Here is a 21284-nt window from a genome sequence, read left to right on the forward strand (position 1 = left end):
CTAGATACGCTCTGACAAGTTACTCACCACGCCTCCCCGAAGAAGATGACTCAGTCAAGGACATAATTATTGCTTATTCAAGGCTTAGTCAGGCATTAGTACGGAATTAGTATGGAATTAGTCACCACAGATCGGGTCTACTTCCACCGTGACCGGTGCGTCCACATGGCGGAAGCCCTGAATTACGCCGACTCGTTTGAAGAACTTGTGGAATCGCTCATTCGGATGGCCCTTTTCCTTGTAATCCGCCACAATTCGTTCCACAATTCCACCAATCTGGTCACCCGGAATTCCCTCTGCTACGGGCTGTGCAGGATGAGCATTGCGGCCGAATTTCTTGCCACCGAGGAACAGGTCGTATGCGCCTTTGCGATACACGATGCCGATATCCTCCAGCACGGCCCCGTAACATGCCATACCGCAGCCATTCAGCGCCACACTCGTTTCTTTCGGTGCACCCAGTCCGCCAATCACGGCCTGTAAATGGTTAGCCATCGGAACAGCATCGTCCTTCTCCATATTGCAGAAGTCACAGGCCTTCACCTTGATGACATCGCCAATCGGTACAACGATAAAATTCGCTGCACGCAGCTCTTCAACCAGCGAGTCCGGTTCAAATGTCGGCACTCTCAGAATAATCTGGTGCTCCGGCGTGTACTCCAGTTCGCCGTCTTCACTTGCACACTGCGCCAGCAGCGCCATCTGGGCTGCGGTGAATTTTTTGTTGCCCACGCCGGGCGACACGCCGACTTCGAACAGCGGCGCCTTGCGCCCAGGCTCGGGCGCAGTGCGTACCGCTGCTGCGGTCGCAGCCTGCGGCGCACTTGCCGTTCGGCTCGGCGCTGTTGCGTCCAGCCAGCGGCTCGCCGATTCGCCCGCGAGCGCGCCGCCTGCCGCGAGCCGTGTCAGCGCCTCGGCGGCGAGCTCAGCTGCGCCAGCGCGGGGCGCTTCTGCGACCTGGCCCGGAGCGGCCTCTGCCGCAACGGGTGCAGGTCGCTCGCCGGCAAGCACGGCGGTGCCAGCGCCGCTCGCCGGGCTTGCCGCAGGCATAGCGGCAGCCGCCCCTGCGCCAGCGGGCAGCTGCCCTTGCGGAGCCGTGCCCGCTCCGGCGCTTGCGCCGCGCAGGGCTGGCTCCGCCTGTGGCTGCGCGGCCAATGCATGGCTGGCCGCGCTCTCGCCCGCTGCCTCGCCGGAGGCGGCAGCGCGGGCGTCCCTTGCGCCGAGCGACCATGGCTCGGCTTCGGTGCGCAGTCGCTCATGGGGTCTGAGCGACTGTTCCGCGGTGTTCAGCGTATATTTCCGCTGATAGCCGCGCGGGGTGACCATGAGTCCTTCGTACATCATGGTCGAGGAATTGCCGATAATCACAGTCGTCAGCATGCCGATATCATGATTCAGCATATCCTCCAGTGTGGTCATGACAACGTCCTGACGCTCACGATATGCACTTTTCACCAGACCTACCGGGGTCTGTGGGTCACGGTAACGCAGAATCATTTCCTGTGTCTCCACGATCTGGCGTGTGCGCCGTCCACTGCGTGGATTGTACAGGGCAATGACAAAATCAGCGGACGCTGCGGCTTCGACCCTGCGAATAATGGTCTCCCACGGCGTGAGGTGATCACTGAGGCTGATCGTACATGCATCATGCATGACAGGGGCACCCAGCAGTGATGCACAGGACTGAATGGCCGACACGCCCGGAATAACTTCGACAGCAACACCGGTATCAGGCTTCCATCCTTGCTCCATCAGCACCTCGTATACCAGACCTGCCATACCATATACGCCTGCGTCACCACTGGAAATGACGGCAACAATTTTGCCCATCTCCGCCTGTCTGACCGCTTCTTGTGCACGACTTACTTCCTCCGTCATACCCGTGCGCACAATCGCTTGCCCGCTCAACAGAGGGCGAATCAGATCCACATAGGTGTTGTATCCGATAATAACCTCGCTCTCCTGAAGTGCTTCGAGTGCCCGCTTCGTGATATGTTCCATTGCTCCCGGACCAAACCCGATAATTAGCAGCTTGCCTTGACCTTGCATTGCTTCTCCTCCTTCATCACACTTGTCGTACGGATTAAACAGTGAAGAAGGACGGCTATGCCGACCTTCTCCCCAACTGTTAAGCGTGTTCAATTCATAGCTCTGTTAACTCAGATCATCCAACCCGGTTCTTATAAACCAACTGCATGATCAGTCTGATCTATTCCTCTACCTTCAATTTCCCGACACAACACTGGGGATCGTAGGGATATATCGTTCATATAAAAACAAAAAAATCCCATCCTTATAACGGATGGGATACGCATGTACGTACACTCAAGAACACAGTCCCAGACTCCCGGAGGGTAATCCTGTGACTATGTGGCCCAAGGGGGCCAGCCGGGCGAACCGCTTGTTCGCCCAATTCCTGATTCTTCGTACACCATTCCTTTCCGCGAAGGGTTCGGTGACACATGCAAGGTAGGTCTCCTGGCTCTGGATCATCAGCTTCCTTTTCTGTCTTCCCCGGCTATGCGAGTGACTTGGATCAAAAAGGGCTTCACCATTACAGTGGCGGGACCGCTCGGGACTTTCACCCGATTCCCTGTTACCTCTCGCTTTACGCAAGAGCACCTTGCTTGTTTTCATTCAATATTGTTTTCATAATAACACCGTGCAGGAAATAATGTCCATGCTTATGATACTTACCCATTCTTCTATTATCAGACATAACAGAAAAAAGTCCTGATCCTAAAATCGGATCAGAACCCGAAATAACCTATGCATATCCCATTCGTTATAAACATCCAACAACCAACGAATTGAGTTCGTTTCTGCTCACTTATCAACCTTTATTGACGGCCACGAACCTTATCCGCATGACCCGCAGCGAAGTAACGTCCAAGTTCAACGATGAGCGCTCCCATCTTTTCTTCCTCCGGAATCACCAGCGCCTCGATGCCTTCTTCTCGCATCGAATTTGCCGTCACTTTACCCACAGACGCAGGGATTACACCTTGTCTGAAAGCTTCCAGCATCGGTTCGAGCTTATTCTGCGATGCTGCATATTGCGCCAGGAATCGGACCTGCGGTCCACTTGTAAAAGCAACAGCATCTACCTCGTGCTGTACAATTTCAGTCAAAAGCTGTTCCAGCTCCGTCTCTTCTGGCGGTACATGGCGGTAAGGAAGCACTTGTCTGACGATCGCACCTTGTTCTTCCAACCATGCAACGAGTTTGGGAGCTGTCTCCCCGTGAAGCTGCAACATGACCTTTTTCCCTGTGAGATCATGCGGGGCAAATTCACGAATAAGCCCGTCCGTACTGCCATCATCGTCCCGTACTAGCGGTGTTAACTTGCGCTTTTTCAGTGCATTCACTGTCTTGTAACCTCTCGCCGCAATCGAGGACTCCGACAGCGCATCCAGCAACTGTCCCGCCACTTCCATATCCTCGGCCATTTCAAATAACGCGTCCAATCCCATGCCCGTGGTCAATACCGCCCAGTCCGGCGGGTCCGAGATCCACGATACCAGCCCGTCCCTGATATTCCGGTCATCCAGAAATACCGTTCCCTGTGCCGGTCGCACAAGCGGGACTCCACCCATTTTTTCAACCAGTAAGGACATTTCTTTCGACTTTCGTGGTCCTGTCAATGCTACACGTACGCCTGCCAAATGTTGAGCCATTCATGTTCCCCCCGTTAGTTCAGCCGAATGTTCATCTCAGTCTGACTACAGTATACAGGGTACTTCTATGAAGGGAAACTGTGCTTACCCTCTTTTTGCCCGTTCTTCTATAAAGATTTTTGATGGAATGTATCAGGAAGGCTGGAGTTCTCCACCATGAGGATCCTGCCTTCTTTTCTCCCCGTTCTTTTCCGAAGCAGTGGATTCTTGTCCCCGTTTACGTGGACGAAGGAAAAGAAACAGCACCATAGGGAACAGTACTTCAAAAACAATGGCGATCCAAGTCCATTCCCTGGTAAAACGATAAAGCTGAATGGCGTTTCTGAAAAACCAGAATGCACAGACAAAGCCTAACAGTGCCACCGGACCTGTCATGACCTTTCCCGAAACGTTCGGAATCATTCGCTTCAGTCCCCAACAGACAAAATACAGATCAAATGCAATTTTGGTAATCATGGTAGGCAGGGTTGCAGCTGCTAGCGCCAGATCAAACCGATCCAGAAAATCACTAATTTGCAACTGCCTTGCAAGCTCATACGAAGGGTATACCAGTCTGGAGGCGATGGGCACACCAATCGAAGTGATAGTTTCCACTATAATTAGCATCATCAGCAATCCCGAGATAATGATGCCCCATAACACAGGCTTGAAACGAAAATCACTGCCCTTGACGACAAAAGGTAAGGCGATCATCTCTCCATAAAAAGAAAATATGTACCAACTCCCTTTGCCTACACCTGCTGTATCAACATGAAAATAGGGCATCAGATTATCCATATTCAACTGCTGAATAAGCATGAAAGGCACAATGATAGAGTTCAACAGGAACAGGGTAACATATAGCTCTGACATTCCGATCAACGAACCAAGCCCACCTCTGACGATAAATACCGCCATAATAATGAGTGACAATACAACAATGGATATCGGCGTTGTTTCTAACAAGGTTATACTTACATAATCACCAATTAATCGGATATCTCTGGCGAATATGAAGAAAAAAAACAAAATGTACATTACGCCTGCGAGCCTTCCCATAAAGGGGAACCGATCGGCAAGCGCCTCAAATAGATCCTGATTCGGAAATCTCCGCTGAATCCGGCTTACCATCCACATGGATATAATCATCACGAGAACAACTGGCACATACGATAGATATGCATGTTGTTCGGCATAATAAATGGCCTGTGCATGGGGTTGAATCAACGTGCCCGTAATACTGAGCAGTAGCACGAGTAGTACAATCTGTCGAGAAGTTACACTTTGATTCATGCCATACCTCCTTTCTATCATTCAACCTGTACTCCGCACCATTTCTAGTCCGTACCTATGGTAGCGGTAAGAATCGCTCGATGACATGGCTGATCCATATCGCTACAAAAAAGGTTTTACTTAAATGGGTTACATAGATCCAAAGGCCTGTTCCTAATGCAATCAAGCCATAGGATAACCAGCGATTAATGACCGCCGCTTGCTTCAGATGTCTGAAATCCATCACAATGACGATGATGACCATCCCCAGATAGGTGAACAAAAGTGGCTTAATCATGTACGATATCCTCCTCCATCACACCGATCGGTTTATTGACTATCCCTACATTTTCAATAATGACGTGCGGGATAACGTTCACCTCAACATCAGGATAGATATCATCCCATCGATCCTTCATTTTGTCCCACTCTTTAGGCAAGTGTTGATGGATCGACCGACCAATCCCGAGAATATCGGCATGATATTTTTGCTGTATTAACCGAACCCCTTCAACGATATCCTCTTTTATTTTTTGGTGGATCGCGTCATTTAATTTTATAATCTCTTTTTCCCGCAGATCACCGTAATTTGATTCATTATCTACTACCACGCCTTTGGCGTACAATTGAACGGTCACACTAACCTTGTCATTCTTGACACTGGGGTGCAGTGAAGAATTGTTCTCGTTCAGCTTGATGAATATATCTCCTTCTCCGCGCGGAGCCTTGACCATAACTTCTGGCGCATTGGCTTCCCCCATAGCGAGAATCAGGGCATCAGCGGGGGCCTTGTCAATCATGCCTACCAACTTGTCTTTTTTAAAAATGGCCAATCCATCCAGCTTGATATTTGTTTTGGCGTCCTTCCAGTTCTTCGGTACATTTTCTTCAACTGAAGCTATGGGCAAGAAAGGATCTACACCTGCACTTAGAATGGCATCAATGAACGTTTTGAGTGAGCGTGGGTTACGCATGTTCAAGAAACACAGTTCCCGCACCATCTCGGAGGGGAACTTCTCAATAGGTGCATCCGTGTCCATTACCTTATATGCTTCTCCTCTGGTGATGACGGGCAGTGCCGAGAAACGATTGAGCGGATATCGTGTCAACAAATCCAGCATGGGAGCAACCCCCTCCCTCGCCAATTCCTCACCAATCAGCAGTGTACGGCGATGAGCGTAATACAGCCTGCGGGACAAGGCTTTTTGCCCTTCAAGAGATGTTCCGCGAAAAGTTTTTGCTGTATTGGACAACATGAACCAGGATTTATTACCGCTTGTGCCTCCTCCGCCTCCTTCACTGCCGGTAGAACCGGATTGGCCAGGAAGAGCGATTTGCAGACTGGATCTGTAATTCTCCTCTTCTTTATCCACAGCTATGCCAATTACGAAGGCAATATCGTTAATTTCCTCTCGATCCCAGCAACCGGAAATGAGCGAAGTACATAACAACAGAGCTATAACTGCCCGGTACTTATATATGAACTGCATGGGTTCACCACCCTTCCTCAGCTTCAGGGGAACCATTGATCTTGTCTTTCATCCGTTTCTGGTTATCCTGAACCGTAGAAGGACGATTGATCATTTTCCACCACGGCACACGAATGAGAATATCCTTGGTATCAGTCTTACTGTACGGGCTAAGACCTGACAGATAAGGTACACCAAACGAAGTCATCTGTGTCAGATGCACCGAGATCAGAACCAAACCAATCACAATGCCATACAATCCAAGCATACCCGCCAATAACATGATCGGAAATCGCAATAGACGTACGGTGATCGCAAAGTTAAACCGCGGAATTGTAAAGGAAGCTATACCTGTCATGGATACGATAATAACCATCGGTGCGGACACAATCCCCGCCTGAACTGCGGCCTGCCCGATTACGAGCGCACCGAGAATACTGACTGCTTGACCAACTGTTTTCGGTAACCTGACCCCCGCTTCACGGAGGGCTTCGAACGATAGCTCCATGATGAGGGCTTCCACCAAAGCCGGAAAAGGGATGGCTTCCCGTGCACCGGCAATACTCAGAATCAGCGTGGTAGGCAACATGTCCTGATGAAATGTGGTAATGGCGATATACAGCGCTGGAAGGAAAAGTGCAATAGCTACGAACAGAAACCGTATCCAACGCAACAGATTACTGATGAAGAATCGTTCATAGTAATCCTCACTGGCCTGTAGCATCTGCCACATCGTGACAGGAGCAATTAACGCAAAAGGAGTGCCGTCTACCAAAATGGCAAATCGCCCTTCCAGCAAGTTACCTGCTACTGTATCCGGGCGCTCCGAATAGTGCATCTGTGGGAATGGAGAATACGGGTGGTCTTCAATTAATTCCTCGATATAACCCGTCTCCAGAATGCCATCGATCTTTATTTTTTCCAGACGTTTCTTCACGTCCCGGATCAACTTCGGATCAGCAATATCCTCCATATAGGTCAGAACAATATCGGTTTTGGTTTCTGTGCCTAGTGTCATACTTACCATCTTGAGAGAGGGAGTTTTCAGCTTGAACCGCAGTAAAGCCGTATTCACGCGCAGTGTTTCGGTAAATCCCTCCCGTGGTCCCCGAATTACGGATTCCGTCTGAGGTTCCTCCACCCCGCGTCTGACGCCACCTTTGACGTTAAACATCCAGCCTTCGCTACTTCCATCGATCACCAGAAGCGCGGAGGATGCCAGCACTCCTTCAGCCGCGGCAGCCCAGGTGTTAACGCGCTTCACCTGTGTTAGCTCAACGGTTGTATCATCCAGTGGAACATCAGGTTCATCTGTACGCTGCTGCACCAGCCCACGAATAATCGGACGCAGCATGTGTTCCTGGATATCAGCCGAATTGACAATACCTTCAATATAGACGAGAAGTCCTTTCACTTCCGGCGTAATCATGACGTTGCGAAAAACCACATCCGAGCAATCGGAGAAAATCTCTTTTACCGCTTGAATCTGAGTGTCATGTACTGCACTAATCGGCTGCCGCAGAAAAGGCGGGGACGGCAGTCCCAAAGGGATATGTTTTTTCTCTTCTGAAGCTCGTCCCGGTTGTCGGGACTTGTCTTTCCCGGATGTTTTGTCCGCCATATGCCGCCCCTCCGTTCTTGTTTTTATACAAGGTAGCTTGTGCCAGACAGCTGGGAATTATGTGGTCTTTTTTGCAAAATTACGATTCAATTCTCTGAGTTTTCAGACAGCAAAAAGGCCTCTGTATTTAACAGAGACCGCTCCAGTTGATCCAACACATGCACTGCTGTGCATTCGCTTTAGTTGATGCTTGCGTCCACTTCTTTAATCATTTCTTGAATGGATTCCAATCCACCGCCAGACAAGTACCAGTAATTCGGATCAAGATAAACAATATGTCCTTCTTTATATGCTGTTGTATTTTTCACCAAGTCGTTCTCGATCACCTGTTTTGCGGGGGATGCCTCACCGTTACCTGCAACCACTGCACTGCGATCAACGACAAAGAGGTAATCCGGGTTCTGTTCCATGACATATTCAAACGAAACGCTCTGCCCATGTGTGGATACTTCAATGTTCGCATCTGACGGCGTAAAACCAAATACGTCATGAATAACGCCAAAACGGGAGCCGGCACCATATGCGCTCAGTTTGCCTTCGTTCGTCAGGACGATTAGCGCATTTTTACCTGCAGCCGTTACTTTGTCATGTAGTGCCTTAACGGATGTTTCGATCGATGCGATGGCTTCTTCTGCTTCTTTTTCTTTACCGAAGATGTCCCCGAGTGTCTTCACGTTACTGGTCAGAGAATTCATGTAATCTGCCGTATCTACCGCCATATATATGGTTGGTGCAATCTCACTCAGTTCTTCATACGAATCCTGGAGTCTTCCCGAGATGATGATCAGATCTGGTTTCATCGCATTGACTTTCTCAAAATCAGCTTCTTTCAGGCCACCAACATTGGTGTACTTCGCATCATTATACTTGTCCAGATAAGGAGGTACGCCTTCCTGCGGAACACCTGCAACTTCTACGCCCAGTTGATCCAGTGAATCCAGTACACCGTAGTCAAAGACAACGACCTTCTCTGGATTTTTCTTGACGGTTGTTTCACCCAGTTTATGTTTGACGACCATTTCTTCACTTGCTTGATCTGCTGGTGCAGCAGCTTCTGATCCTGTGCCACTGCTTGCACCTGTATTATCCGCTGCCTTATTTCCACCACAAGCTGCCAGGACAACGGACAACACCACGAATAACGTAAACAACCAACCCTTTTTCATGTATAGACACCTCTCGCTCTCTATATTTGACTTCCTTCTCACTCACGCAAAATATACACAAATCTTACGTCCATCGATCCATTGCACAGGGATGTGCATGTCATAGACGCTCTGCAATACATCCGTATCGATGATGTCTTCCGTCTTACCTTCTTTTACTACGCGTCCATCCTTGAGCGCAACAATATAGTCGGAGTAACAGGAGGCAAAATTGATGTCATGAATGACAATGACAATCGTTTTGCCGAGTTCATCCACCATTCTGCGCAGCACCTTCATAATCTGAACAGAATGTTTCATATCTAGGTTATTCAAAGGTTCATCCAGCAAAATATACTCGGTGTTCTGGGCAATCACCATGGCGATATATGCCCGCTGCCGCTGTCCGCCACTCAGTTCATCCAGATACTTCTTGCGGAATGGGGCCAGTTCCATATAGTCAATGGCCTCCTGAATCCACTGTTGATCCTCTGGTGTGAGCCTTCCTTGTGAATACGGGAACCGGCCAAAAGCCACAAGATCCTCCACAGTTAACCGAATATTGATGTGATTCGACTGTTTGAGGACTGATATTTTGCGCGACAAGTCCTTGTTCTTCCAGCTTTCAATCTCGCGCCCTTCAATCAGGACTTGTCCTGTATCCTTGCTGATTAGCCTGGTAATCATGGATAAAAGCGTACTTTTCCCTGCTCCATTTGGACCAATAAATGATGTAATCTTCCCTTTGGCAATATTCAGTGATACGTCATCCACTACCCGGACGCCGCCGTATTGTTTGGTAACATTTCTGACTTCTACCACGACTTATTCTCCTTTAGCAGTAAATAGATGAAGTACACGCCGCCTATAAAGTTAATAATGACACTTACTGTAGTTGCAAATGTAAACACCCGCTCTACAATGAGCTGTCCACCAACCAATGCAACTACTGCGATCATGACCGAACCCCAGATCAGCACTTTATGCCGATGTGTCCGGAACACCTGATGCGCCAGATTCACGACCAGCAACCCCAAAAACATAATTGGACCCACCAGCGCGGTGGAGATCGAAACCAGAACCATCACTACCAGCAGAAGCCTCTTTACAATGTAGTCGTAATCCACCCCGAGATTCACTGCGTGATCTTTGCCGAGGGACAGTACATCGAGATATTTGGTAAACTTTTGCGCGTACAGCAGGATCAGCATAATTGCAGCGATCGAGATGATCAGCAGATCCGTATTCACATTGTTAAAGCTCGCAAACATCTTGCCCTGCAGCACAAGGAACTCATTGGGGTCGATCAGTACCTCCATGAAGGAAGACATACTCTGGAAGAGCGTGCCCAGAATCAGACCCACCAGCAGCAACAGATAAATATTACGTCCCTGTTCCCTACGGAACATGAACTGATGCAGTAGTAGAGCAAACAACGTCATGAGCAGGACAGATATTGCAAAATTAAGGTTTTTGTTCACAAAGCTGATATGTGTGCTTCCAAACACAAACACGGCAAACGTCTGAAACAGCATATACAAGGAATCGAGGCCCATGATGCCAGGAGTCAGAATTCGATTGTTGGTTATCGTTTGGAAAATCGCCGTAGAGTACGCGATGCAGGCACCTGTCAGTACAATGGCAAGAATCTTTTTCCCTCTTCGCGGCAATATGTAATCCCAGTTGCCTCCCGATTGAATGACCAGAAATATGCCAATCAGCAGCACTGCCGCTGCAATGAACAAGACAAACTTCCATGTATTCGCCGTATATTTCATTCTCATGATCCATAAGCCTTTCTTCGAAGCAGTAAATACAGGAATAATCCACTTCCCACAACTCCCACCGTCAGACTGATCGAAAGTTGATAAGGATAAATCACTAATTGCCCCAGAATATCGCAGACCAAAACGAAAATCGCACCAAGCACGGCCGTATGAGGTAACGTATCACGCAAGTTATCCCCTTTGTAGAGTGTTACGATATTGGGCACGACAAGGCCCAGAAACGGAATCGTACCTACGGTAATAATCACAACCGCTGAAACCATCGCTACCAGAATCAAGCCGATATTCACAACTCGTCGATATGCCAGTCCAAGGTTGGTTGAAAAGTCTTCGCCCATACCTGCAAGTGTAAAACGATTAGCAAACAGGTACACAATAATGAGCAACGGGATGCTGATATAGATCAGTTCATAACGTCCTTTCATGATGGTAGAGAAGTCACCCTGCAGCCAAGACGAGATATTCTGGATCAGATCATTTTTGTAAGCAAAAAATGTTGTGACGGAGCTTACGATGTTACCAAACATAAGACCGAGCAGAGCGATATATATCGTATCCTTGAACTTGACTTTCTCCAGAATTCGCATGAAAATCAGTGTTCCCGCCAGAGCAAAGGCAAAAGCGACCAACATTTTTTGCAGAGGGGATGCTCCCGGAAACCACATTAACGTGACAAGAATGCCCAATCTGGCTGAGTCCATCGTGCCTGCTGTTGTTGGGGAAACGAATCGATTGCGTGTCAGCTGCTGCATAATCAGTCCGATTACACTCATGCTGATCCCGGCGAAAAGGATGCTGATCAGGCGGGGAAAACGGCTAACTTGTAATACCTGTAGCTGGACCGGGGACAAATGAAATATATCCAATGGTGAAATGTCTGAATTGCCAATAAATAGGTATACGATAGACAATACAGCCAATACGATCAACATATAACCTAACTTCATCTCTCTACTAATCCCCTTACCGATCGCCGTAAAACATGTGTAGTTGCTCTACCTCGCATCATTTGATATTGATACTCATTATCAATTAAAGGAATTATATCGATATTAAATTCATTATGTCAACCTTCGATTGCTCTTTTTCTTTAAATTTCATGAAACAACCTGAAATACATATACTATAAGATTAATAATATATAAGGAAAAAAGCCTTCCACATGGAAGGCTTGATATTTAATATATTGTGTGGTTAATCTGCGAAATAGTCTTCTGGCACATAGCGAATCTCGGACTTCGCATAGATGCTTAACGTGTGACTCTCCCTGTCATATACTACCCGTTCACCATCTACGTAGTACCAGTGCTTCAAAAGGGGCTGATCCTTGCGTTGCACGAAACGAAATACGTTCAGTTCCTGTCTAAGCTCCATGATCTGTTCAACAGTCCGTTCGTCCAGACCCGTCAAAGAAAATATGAAACCTGGACCCTCCTGTTGGAATCGATAGGACAGGGAATCTGTTTTGCTATTGGCCAATCCTCGCCCGGTCACTGCATGTTTGACCATAAACCATTCCTGTTGCGCCATACGTGTATATCCTCCTTCATCTTGGAGTTCATTTCATCAGCCATCTACGGCAGATCAATCATCATGTAGAACGTATCTTCGTGTGCTTGCAGCTCGATTGAATTCCGCTGTTCCACACGAGCCGTGTCACCTTCGTTCAACTGGTACTCCCCATCCAATCCCAGTTTACCTTCGATGGAGAAAATGTACATCCTGCGGCCCGTATCCTGATGGAAGGTTAACGCTTCGTCTTTGGCTAAGCGGCCAAGATAGATCGTCATATCCTGATGAATGGTCGCAACTCTTGGTCCCCCATCCGGGGACACAATGGGTACGAGTGCTCCTGCCAGTGCCGCTGGATCAAAAGATGTGGTCTCATACGAGGGTTGCAACCCTCTCGTATGCGGCATGAACCAGAGCTGTAGCAAACGTACTTCTTCGCTATCGGATGCATTATGCTCGGTATGAATCATGCCACTGCCTGCTGACATCCGCTGGATACCACCAAAGCCTGTAACGGCTACATTACCCAGGTTATCTTCATGTCGTAGCTTGCCATTAAGTACGATGGATACAATCTCCATATCACTATGTGGGTGAGCTCCAAAACCGCGTCCAGGCGCAATCACATCGTCGTTCGCTACCCGCATCGGTCCAAACGCCGTATTCTCCGGGTCTTGGTATTCCCCGAAAGAAAAGCTGTGACTCCCACGAAGCCAGCCTCGATCGAAGCTGGAGCGGGCATCGGATGGAATGACGTTTATCATAAAATGCATCCTCCTTATTTTTTCTTAGTAGCATACTTATTCTCATTTTAACAAACCTCAGCCATGTCGTCCAAGCGAAAAAAGTTCTCTACCGATCAGCCCGGTTCGCAAATACAATTCCCGAACCGGCCTGGCCAATAAAGAACCTCGTTACAGGACTAATCCTGCACTTTATTATTTTTTAACAAACGTGAATTGAATCAAGCACTCATATTCTGGCGAGCATTCCCCTGTCTGGAGAACAGATAATCAACGGCCAGAAAGCGGCTTCCTGTGAAGAGCAGTGTCAGGGAACCCGCCAGCAGCAGGTAATCGAATTCGGTACCACTCATGAACGGCTCACCCGCTTTGGCTGTAAGCAGAACGCCACCCATAACGATAACAAACAGGGCAGCAAATACGCGTGTCCCCAGTCCCAGAATCATCGCTGCACCACCTACCAACTCAATAATCGCTACAACAGAGGCAAGAAATCCGGGAATACCAATACTTTCGAAAAATCCTACCGTACCACTGATTCCACCTTCGAATTTACTCCAGCCGTGCAATACAAAGATCAAACCGATCATAATCCTGGAGAAAAGCAGTCCAATCTCTACACTTTTATTATTCATGTTCATCTTCCTTCCTCGTTATATTCGACATATTCGAACTCACATTTAGCTAAGTTGATTCATCCAATGGACCAGACAAACAAGACAGACAGCAATAGAAAAACGGTAGCCGACATCAGAACAGCATACCGTGGCAATCTCAGCGTCACGTCCTGTTCCGGGTCAAGCAGACGTGAAATTCGGACATTCACCGACGTATCCGCAAATGAGGATTGAACGGTCAGTTCTCTGGCCTCCCAAGGTTCAGGACAAGCACGGAGCAGCTTGAGCAGTGCACTGCCAATACCTGCCACATTGCCTGTGCGTTCAATGGCCTCATTGTCTGCCAGAATTTCTCTAACGATATGATATTGCTTTGAAGTATGCTTCAAGACGGGAATATATGGCATTATGATTGCAAATACCGACAGTAACGTCGTCTTCAGAGGGTCACGGTGCCACAGATGGTGTACTTCATGATAGACAACCGCTACTTCCTCTTCCGCATCAAGCATGTCCAATAACCCAGTGGAAAGTACAATACAGGGTCTCCATAGACCAATGGTAAATGCAACCGGAGAATGCTTGTCCACCACAATGAATCCGGGCTGTCCGAGATGATAATACCTGGACTCCAATTCGCGGGACAATGCACGCATCTCCATGGAGCGGAGTTTACGTACGGCTGCCCTGGTTTTGATCATACGCACTGTTAGCAACCAGCCTGTTCCGGCAAATGTCAGCAAGACCAGTGCCAGCAGGAAATGTCCCACGGATAACCAACCCAGTCGACTCATCCAATGATTGCAGAGCCAGAGCAGGTTAAACGGGATATCCCAGCCAAAAATTTTGTACATCGCGTACATGAACATCTGTATGAACACGAGTAACGGAATGCCAAACCCGACGGTAAACAAAAGTTTCGAGCGGGTCTTCCACATCTTAATCGCTATCCTTTTTCCATTGTTTGATCTTCTGTTCCAGGCGTTCAATCAGACCCGCATCTGCTTCGTCCAGCGCATCCAGCATATGATTCAATGCCAAAGCTCCGAATTCATCCACCAATTCATGTGACAGTTCCTTGGATTGGTCGTTCATAAACTCCTCCTTACTCTGTACCGGTTGGTACAAAGATGTTCTGCCCTTTTGTGACTTTCCGAGAAGTCCCTTGTCTACGAGCCGATTCATCACGGTCATGACTGTATTAAAGTTGACATCTTTGTCTTGTTCAAGTGCGGTCTGCACTTCACGGATGCTACTGCCAGGACGGGCCCATAAAATGTCCATGATCTTGGCCTCCAGCGGACCGAAAAATCGGTTGAGCCCACGCTCACCCACTTTGAAATTGTGTATTCTCATTTTCTGACACCCCTCACACTACCCATTGTAGTGCCAACAAATGAGAAGTCAACCTCTATGTCAGCTATTTTATGTAAATGATTTGTAAATTTGTTTTCCATTTCAGTAAAAAGGTTAAAGACCGGGAAATTCCGCACGTTCACGGTTTTCCCGGTCTTCAACGAATATCAGTCCATATGATGTTGTGAGAACATCGTCATACTATGGTTTATTTTCCGTCCTGTGACGGCATATGTGCAGAAATATCCACACCAAGTCCATGAGCCAAACGTCCGCCAAGCTGTCCATCCGCCCGGAAGAAGTGGCACAGGGCACGCATCTGAATATCGACAGATACTCCCTTGAGGTCATTGATCAGATTGTCCAGCAAATGCTGCTGCTCTACAGGGGTGAATGAACGGAAAAGTTCGCCTGCCTGTGTGTAATCATCCGTTTTCTCAATTTTCTCACGAGTAACATGCCCTTGCAACGGAACCTGACTATCCCGGTATGCCGGATCCTCCTGTGGGCTATTTCCGGCACTGTTCGGTTCATAGTTCACCGGAGATGGGTCCTGATTCACATTCATAAGTCCATCACGCTGATGATTACGAACAGGTGCGTATGGGCAATTCACCGGAATTTGCAAATAGTTCGTTCCAAGCCGGTGCCGCTGTGTGTCCGGATAAGAGAATAAGCGTCCTTGCAGCAATTTGTCTTCGGAAGGCTCAATCCCAGGTACAAGCGCACTAGGAGAAAAGGCAGCCTGCTCCACTTCAGCAAAGAAGTTCTGCGGATTCCGATTCAGGGTCATGGTGCCCACCGTATGGAATGGCAATACATCTTCAGGCCAGGTTTTGGTTGGGTCGAGCGGATCAAAAGCAAAATCATCCATCTGCTCAGGCTTCAACAGCTGTACCTGAAGCTTCCACTGCGGGTACTGCCCGTTCTTGATATGTTCATGCAGGTCCCGGGTAGCATGGTTAAAGTCTTGCCCCTGTACTTCGGCAGCTTCCTGACGAGAGAAGCCCCGAACGCCTTGAGCAGACTCCCACTTATATTTCACATAGTGAACCTGCCCCTGTGCATTCATCCATTTGAACGCATGTACGCCGAATCCATCCATCTCCCGATAACTTGCCGGTGTGCCCAGATCTGAGAACAACCAGGTCATCATATGCGTTGATTCCGGTGAGAGGGTCATGAAGTCCCAATATCGGGCGGGGTCCTGAATGTTCGTATCCGGAGCTGGCTTCAGAGAGTGAACCATATCAGGAAACTTCATCGCATCACGAATGAAGAACACGGGCAGATGGTTGCCGACGAGATCATAGTTGCCTTCACGCGTGTAGAATTTGACGGCAAATCCACGCGGGTCTCGTGCAGTCTCTGGTGATCCTGTACCGTGAATAACGGTTGAGAAACGAACCAGTACATCCGTCTCCGTACCCGGATCTTGCAGGAAGTCCGCTGTTGTATAAGCCTTCATGCTTTGCTCCAGCGTGAATACACCATGAGCACCGGCACCTCTCGCATGTACGACTCTTTCTGGAATACGTTCACGGTCAAAGTGGGCAATTTTTTCAATAAGATGGTAGTCCTCAAGCAGTGTCGGTCCTCTTCTGCCTGCTGTACGGGAGTTCTGGTTATCACCTACAGGTGCTCCCTGATTGGTTGTCATACGTTCTGTCATCATGTCGTCCTCCTCTAATGGGTCTCACGGCTGTTATCTATCTACTATTAAAATCATATTCGGCTTCGAATTAAATATACATTTAGACTTGATCTAACTGTTAAATTGATTCTAACATGTCCCACTCTACTTTTGCATGAGGTTCACATGAGATTAAGATGAGGTTCTTCAACACTTCATGAATGAACGATGAACATGTTTTTAAAGCAACAAAAAAAAGCGGACTAATCCGCCAGGCGGTAGCCCACTCCTCTTACTGTTACGATATATTGAGGCGAAGACGCGTTGTCGCCCAATTTTTTGCGCAAGCTTTTGATATGAACATCGACCACATTACTCCCACCCGTAAAGTCTGTCTCCCAGATATCGCTGAGCATCTCCTCACGGGAAATCACTGCGCCTTTGGCATCAATCAGCTTGAGTAACAGATCATATTCGGTCTTGGTTAGATGAATCCGGTTATTATCGCGCTGCACACTCATCCTTTCACGATCAAGCCACAGATCTTTAAATCCGATACGGTGCCCTTCCTCAGGCAAAAATCCACGTTTGGGCATAGCAGGACTGTTGCCGATCATACGCTGCACCCGGTAAAGAGCTTCCTGCGGACGTGCAGGCCACACCAGCAATTCCTCCTGAAGCATCGGTCCACTCGCGCTGCCGATCATCTTCTCACCGACCAGATACAGACAAGGGGTTGTATGCTCAGCCTCACGATTCAATCGGCTGCTAATACCGGCAAATGCATCGATCGTTCCGGCAACGGACAAGTCATAGATTAACAGATCGAAGACAAGACGTTCATGCAGATCCGGTTCCCAGCGATGAAATACCAATACATCGAAGCAGCTATCCGTTAAGGCCTTTACCAGTTCATGAACCTGCCCAGGCATCGGGCTGATCAGAATCACACGCCGTGTAACCGGACAATTGTCCACGAGCGGTGTTGCATCGGACAAGGCTGGTTTAACCCTAAGGGGTAAACGGCGGCCAGGCAATTTTATTTTCACTTGATCCGTTTGTTTCTGCATTCCCCGCAGACACCTCCAAAGACCACATGAGCATGATCGATTGCATATCCGGTTTCTTCAGCCACCTGTTTCATCCATTGTGGAGGAACCTCTGTCATCACCTCGTCCACTTTGCCGCACACTTCACACATAATGTGCTGATGATCATCCATACGGGCATCGTATCGGCTTGCTGTCTCTCCGAGTTTAAGTTCCCGTATCAATTCTTTGTCCGTCAGATAACGAAGTGAATTATACACTGTACCATAGGCCAGATTATATCCTTGTTCCACGAGTCGATTCATAACATCAGCAGCTGTCGGATGATCCTCCGAATGGCGCACCACATCATATACCGCTTGCCGTTGTATCGTCAGATTTAAAGTTCTCACAACCATTTCTCCTTTATTATTGATCCATTTTATATGAAATCAGACACTGATCTTCTACTTATGATGGTCTTCCCCAAAAGAAGGAATACATTTTGATTTAGATTAAGTATAAATCTTATTGTATATTGAAGTCAATATCACTCTAATATCCTGTATATGCAAATAAAACATCTTTCCCAGCAATCCCCTCATATTTTTGGGATAATATGGTTCGCTACAGCACCACTTTTCAGATAAAATATAGGGATGTGCGTAAAAAGGGGGAATGTCGGTTGTTTAGCACTTTTTTTATTAATATCTGTGTCATGATTACGTTTATGTATGTGTCCGGGATCATCGCCAAGTTCTATAGTATCCGATTGCCTTTTCCCTCATTACGTGTTCAGTTGATCGGCGGCTTATTATTCGGCATATATGGCACAGTTCTCATGAACTATTCCTTCCCTCTGAACGAAACTACAATTGTAGATCTACGGCATCTGGCCATCGTTACCGCAGCAGTATATCTGGGAGGAATGGCTTCGGTCGTTACGGGACTTGTGATCTCCGTCCTTCGTATTCTGATGTTCGGCTTATCATCCTCTGCCATAGATGCAGGATTTGTCATGACTCTGATCGGACTATCCGGTGTATACTTCGCCTATGCTCCCTGGTCCAGACTGACCAAAATAATTACAATGAATCTGCTTGGCATAACATTAATCTTTATCATCCTTATGTTGAATACAGACAGCATGAATTCATTAATGCAGGTATATCCTTTACAAATGACCATTTCCTTCGTCGGTGGAATATTTATCTATATCATCGCAGAATTCATCAATAAATCGAATGAGATGTTATTTCTTTTGGAGAGAAGAGCATCTACCGATCATCTTACCAATCTTGGCAATCGACGACAGTTCGAAAAATCACTTCAACTGGAACTTCAGCGTGCCCGTGATGACCAACAAAAGCTGTCCTTGCTTGCCATTGATATTGACCGGTTCAAAAAAGTAAACGACACCTATGGTCATTCTGCCGGCGATGCGGTCCTGAAGCAACTTGGACAACTGCTCGTTGAGCATGCACGGTCTGCCGATATTGTGTCACGAAACGGTGGGGAAGAATTCGCCATTCTCTTGCTCGACTGTGGAAACCGTCAGGCAATGGCTACTGCTGAATCTATCCGGCAGGCGGTAGAGAAATATCATTTTGCTCTGCCCGACGGCCAAACGACACGTCTGACCATCTCTATTGGTGTAGCCGTATATCCGGATCATTGTGATACTCATGACGATGACGACTTCTTCGAACAGGCCGACCGCGCTTTATACGAAGCCAAGAATACAGGGCGTAACCGTGTGTGCACCTTACCTTTTCGTTCCTTGCCTCTTACACTTTAAAATGGGATCTAACCGTTCAACGTGATCAAAAAAAGGGATGTCTCGTTCGCCTATTCAGGCGGACAGGACATCCCTTGCTTTATGGATTATTGCATATCATCTTAGCTTGTGTGCTAATGAAGATCAAGCAAGGATGCTCTCAATCTCCTCGACAATGGCAGCATCCAGCTTCACGCCAGATGCAGCTGCATTCTCTTTGACCTGCTCGGGACGACTTGCCCCTACAAGTGCACTGGATACATTGTTCTGGCGCAGAATCCAGGCCAGGGCCAGTTGGCCAACCTTCAGATCGAGCTTGTCCGCCACTTCAATCAGTTGACGAACTTTCCCGATACGATCCGCATTGATCTTTCCTTCATCCCATCCTAGCTTAGCCGCACGGCTATTCTCCGGGATATCGGAAACGGACGTATACTTCCCGGTCAATAAACCTTGAGCAAGCGGGGAGTATACGACTTGTCCGATGCCTTTACGCTCGCCGAGCGGGATAATCTCATTTTCGATATAACGGTCAAACATGTTGTACACCGGCTGATTGACCACAATACGATCCAGAAGCAGACGGTCTGCTGTACCCAATGCATCTTCCATCTGAGCCGCAGTCCACTGGCTGACGCCTACATATAACACTTTGCCCTGACGCACCAGATCATCCAGTGCACGGAGTGTTTCTTCGATTGGTGTTTCGGTATGATAACGGTGGCAATAGTAGATATCCACATACTCAACGCCTAGGCGCTTTAAGCTGGCTTCACATTGCTCCTTGATATGTTTACGCGACAGCCCCTGGTCATTCGGACCATCACCCATTTTGCCAAATACTTTGGTTGCAAGTACATAAGAGTCACGGGAATACGCTTTGAGCGTCTGTCCCAGCAGTTCTTCTGCTGCACCCCGTTCATATACATTGGCTGTATCAAAAAAGTTAATGCCTTCATCGAATGCAGTTTCAATTGATTTCACCGCATTCTCACGTTCCACATACCCTCCGTACGTCAGCCAGCTTCCCAGGCTGATTTCGCTTACTTTCAGTCCGCTTCCACCCAATCTGCGATATTATGCGCCCCATCTGTACTATGTTTATCATGTTGTTTTTAATTATTCACAAAGTATCAACAATTGGGTGCCATCAAGGGTTTTCTACACCTCCAAACTGTATCATGTATATCACCTTAAAAAATTTGGTTAACTGATTATGTTACCCTATCGTTACCCCGACGTTACCCAAAGCAAAAAGACCCTGCCGTCATAGCAGGGCCTCTCCTCTTAGCTGGCAATCTTTCCACCAGCCTTTTTAGCTTTGTAGTCGATATATGCTTTTTCAATGGATGCTCTGATCTCATCACCAGTAACGGAAATGCCCAGCGCCGCAAGTTTCTCACTCGCATAAGTGTACGCTTCACTCAGTTTCCGATCACCTTCGTATGTCTTGTAGATTGTCTCAGCCCATGCGAACGCTTCAGCGCCAATTTTGTGGAGCTTATCGCGGTCTTCAGTTGTTGTTTTCGCCTCGTAGTATGCCTTCGCTTTAACTTTAATTACATTAATAGCGCCGATGATTACAATCGCAACCAGACCAAACAGAGCATTTACAATCGTATCAATATAAGGCTTGGCGTTTACCATAATGTCTTCCATGTCACTCAC

21 protein-coding genes and 1 riboswitch are annotated in these 21284 nt (G+C 47.8%); of the genes, 1 reads left to right on the top strand and 20 read right to left on the bottom strand.

Annotation, left to right across the window (positions count from 1 at the left end):
* Positions 1-117: 117 nt before the first annotated feature.
* The 18 genes from cobJ to ABTV53_RS26540 form a co-directional block, all read right to left on the bottom strand.
* Positions 118-2049 (bottom strand): precorrin-3B C(17)-methyltransferase, encoded by a 1932-nt coding sequence (gene cobJ / locus ABTV53_RS26455; protein WP_433748153.1) that lies wholly within the window; start codon positions 2047-2049, stop codon positions 118-120.
* A 402-nt stretch (positions 2050-2451) separates the two neighbouring features.
* Positions 2452-2641: riboswitch (cobalamin riboswitch) on the bottom strand.
* A 199-nt stretch (positions 2642-2840) separates the two neighbouring features.
* Positions 2841-3677, bottom strand: coding sequence for a uroporphyrinogen-III synthase (locus ABTV53_RS26460; protein WP_433748156.1), 837 nt, complete (start codon positions 3675-3677; stop codon positions 2841-2843).
* A gap of 132 nt (positions 3678-3809) precedes the next feature.
* Positions 3810-4949 (bottom strand): GerAB/ArcD/ProY family transporter, encoded by a 1140-nt coding sequence (locus ABTV53_RS26465; protein WP_433748158.1) that lies wholly within the window; start codon positions 4947-4949, stop codon positions 3810-3812.
* A 55-nt stretch (positions 4950-5004) separates the two neighbouring features.
* Positions 5005-5226 (bottom strand): hypothetical protein, encoded by a 222-nt coding sequence (locus ABTV53_RS26470; RefSeq protein ID WP_433748161.1) that lies wholly within the window; start codon positions 5224-5226, stop codon positions 5005-5007.
* Positions 5219-6418: a Ger(x)C family spore germination protein gene (locus tag ABTV53_RS26475; protein ID WP_433748163.1), complete on the bottom strand. Its 1200-nt coding sequence runs from the start codon at positions 6416-6418 to the stop codon at positions 5219-5221. Before ABTV53_RS26475 ends, ABTV53_RS26470 begins: the two co-directional genes overlap by 8 nt.
* A gap of 4 nt (positions 6419-6422) precedes the next feature.
* Positions 6423-8018 carry a spore germination protein gene (locus ABTV53_RS26480; protein WP_433748165.1) on the bottom strand — a complete coding sequence of 532 codons (1596 nt, stop codon included), beginning with the start codon at positions 8016-8018 and terminating at the stop codon, positions 6423-6425.
* Between the two features lie 179 nt (positions 8019-8197).
* Positions 8198-9184, bottom strand: a complete 987-nt coding sequence (locus ABTV53_RS26485) for a siderophore ABC transporter substrate-binding protein (RefSeq protein WP_433748167.1) — start codon at positions 9182-9184, stop codon at positions 8198-8200.
* A gap of 42 nt (positions 9185-9226) precedes the next feature.
* Complete coding sequence (locus ABTV53_RS26490; RefSeq protein ID WP_091036066.1) at positions 9227-9985, bottom strand: iron ABC transporter ATP-binding protein; 759 nt, start codon at positions 9983-9985, stop codon at positions 9227-9229.
* Positions 9979-10947 (bottom strand): iron chelate uptake ABC transporter family permease subunit, encoded by a 969-nt coding sequence (locus tag ABTV53_RS26495; RefSeq protein WP_433748170.1) that lies wholly within the window; start codon positions 10945-10947, stop codon positions 9979-9981. Before ABTV53_RS26495 ends, ABTV53_RS26490 begins: the two co-directional genes overlap by 7 nt.
* Positions 10944-11897: an ABC transporter permease gene (locus tag ABTV53_RS26500; RefSeq protein WP_433748173.1), complete on the bottom strand. Its 954-nt coding sequence runs from the start codon at positions 11895-11897 to the stop codon at positions 10944-10946. The genes ABTV53_RS26495 and ABTV53_RS26500 overlap by 4 nt, the downstream gene beginning before the upstream one ends.
* Positions 11898-12144: 247 nt before the next feature.
* Positions 12145-12480 (bottom strand): hypothetical protein, encoded by a 336-nt coding sequence (locus ABTV53_RS26505; protein ID WP_433748175.1) that lies wholly within the window; start codon positions 12478-12480, stop codon positions 12145-12147.
* Between the two features lie 44 nt (positions 12481-12524).
* On the bottom strand, positions 12525-13226 hold the full coding sequence (locus ABTV53_RS26510) for a pirin family protein (protein WP_433748178.1): 702 nt from the start codon (positions 13224-13226) through the stop codon (positions 12525-12527).
* A 200-nt stretch (positions 13227-13426) separates the two neighbouring features.
* On the bottom strand, positions 13427-13840 hold the full coding sequence (locus ABTV53_RS26515; protein WP_433748181.1) for a DoxX family protein: 414 nt from the start codon (positions 13838-13840) through the stop codon (positions 13427-13429).
* Between the two features lie 59 nt (positions 13841-13899).
* Positions 13900-14760 (bottom strand): M56 family metallopeptidase, encoded by an 861-nt coding sequence (locus ABTV53_RS26520; protein WP_433748184.1) that lies wholly within the window; start codon positions 14758-14760, stop codon positions 13900-13902.
* 1 nt (position 14761) lies between these two features.
* Positions 14762-15178, bottom strand: a complete 417-nt coding sequence (locus ABTV53_RS26525; RefSeq protein ID WP_017691824.1) for a BlaI/MecI/CopY family transcriptional regulator — start codon at positions 15176-15178, stop codon at positions 14762-14764.
* Positions 15179-15386: 208 nt separating this feature from the next.
* Positions 15387-16850 (bottom strand): catalase, encoded by a 1464-nt coding sequence (locus ABTV53_RS26530; RefSeq protein ID WP_433754349.1) that lies wholly within the window; start codon positions 16848-16850, stop codon positions 15387-15389.
* 224 nt (positions 16851-17074) lie between these two features.
* Positions 17075-17881: a winged helix-turn-helix domain-containing protein gene (locus ABTV53_RS26535; RefSeq protein WP_433748188.1), complete on the bottom strand. Its 807-nt coding sequence runs from the start codon at positions 17879-17881 to the stop codon at positions 17075-17077.
* The gene (locus ABTV53_RS26540; protein ID WP_036612807.1) at positions 17857-18252 is read right to left on the bottom strand and encodes a Fur family transcriptional regulator; all 396 of its coding nucleotides are present in this window, start codon (positions 18250-18252) and stop codon (positions 17857-17859) included. The genes ABTV53_RS26535 and ABTV53_RS26540 overlap by 25 nt, the downstream gene beginning before the upstream one ends.
* 272 nt (positions 18253-18524) lie before the next feature.
* On the opposite strand from ABTV53_RS26540, the gene ABTV53_RS26545 reads away from it, so the two are divergent.
* Positions 18525-19637, top strand: a complete 1113-nt coding sequence (locus ABTV53_RS26545) for a GGDEF domain-containing protein (RefSeq protein WP_433748191.1) — start codon at positions 18525-18527, stop codon at positions 19635-19637.
* A 123-nt stretch (positions 19638-19760) separates the two neighbouring features.
* On the opposite strand, the gene ABTV53_RS26550 is transcribed toward ABTV53_RS26545, so the two are convergent.
* Together ABTV53_RS26550 and ABTV53_RS26555 are read right to left on the bottom strand one after the other, a co-directional pair.
* The gene (locus ABTV53_RS26550) at positions 19761-20684 is read right to left on the bottom strand and encodes an aldo/keto reductase family protein (protein WP_433748194.1); all 924 of its coding nucleotides are present in this window, start codon (positions 20682-20684) and stop codon (positions 19761-19763) included.
* Positions 20685-20903: 219 nt separating this feature from the next.
* Positions 20904-21275, bottom strand: coding sequence for a phage holin, LLH family (locus ABTV53_RS26555; RefSeq protein ID WP_339306563.1), 372 nt, complete (start codon positions 21273-21275; stop codon positions 20904-20906).
* Positions 21276-21284: the final 9 nt, after the last annotated feature.

Origin of the sequence: Paenibacillus amylolyticus, assembly GCF_050990605.1 — a bacterium.
Taxonomy (GTDB): domain Bacteria; phylum Bacillota; class Bacilli; order Paenibacillales; family Paenibacillaceae; genus Paenibacillus; species Paenibacillus amylolyticus_H.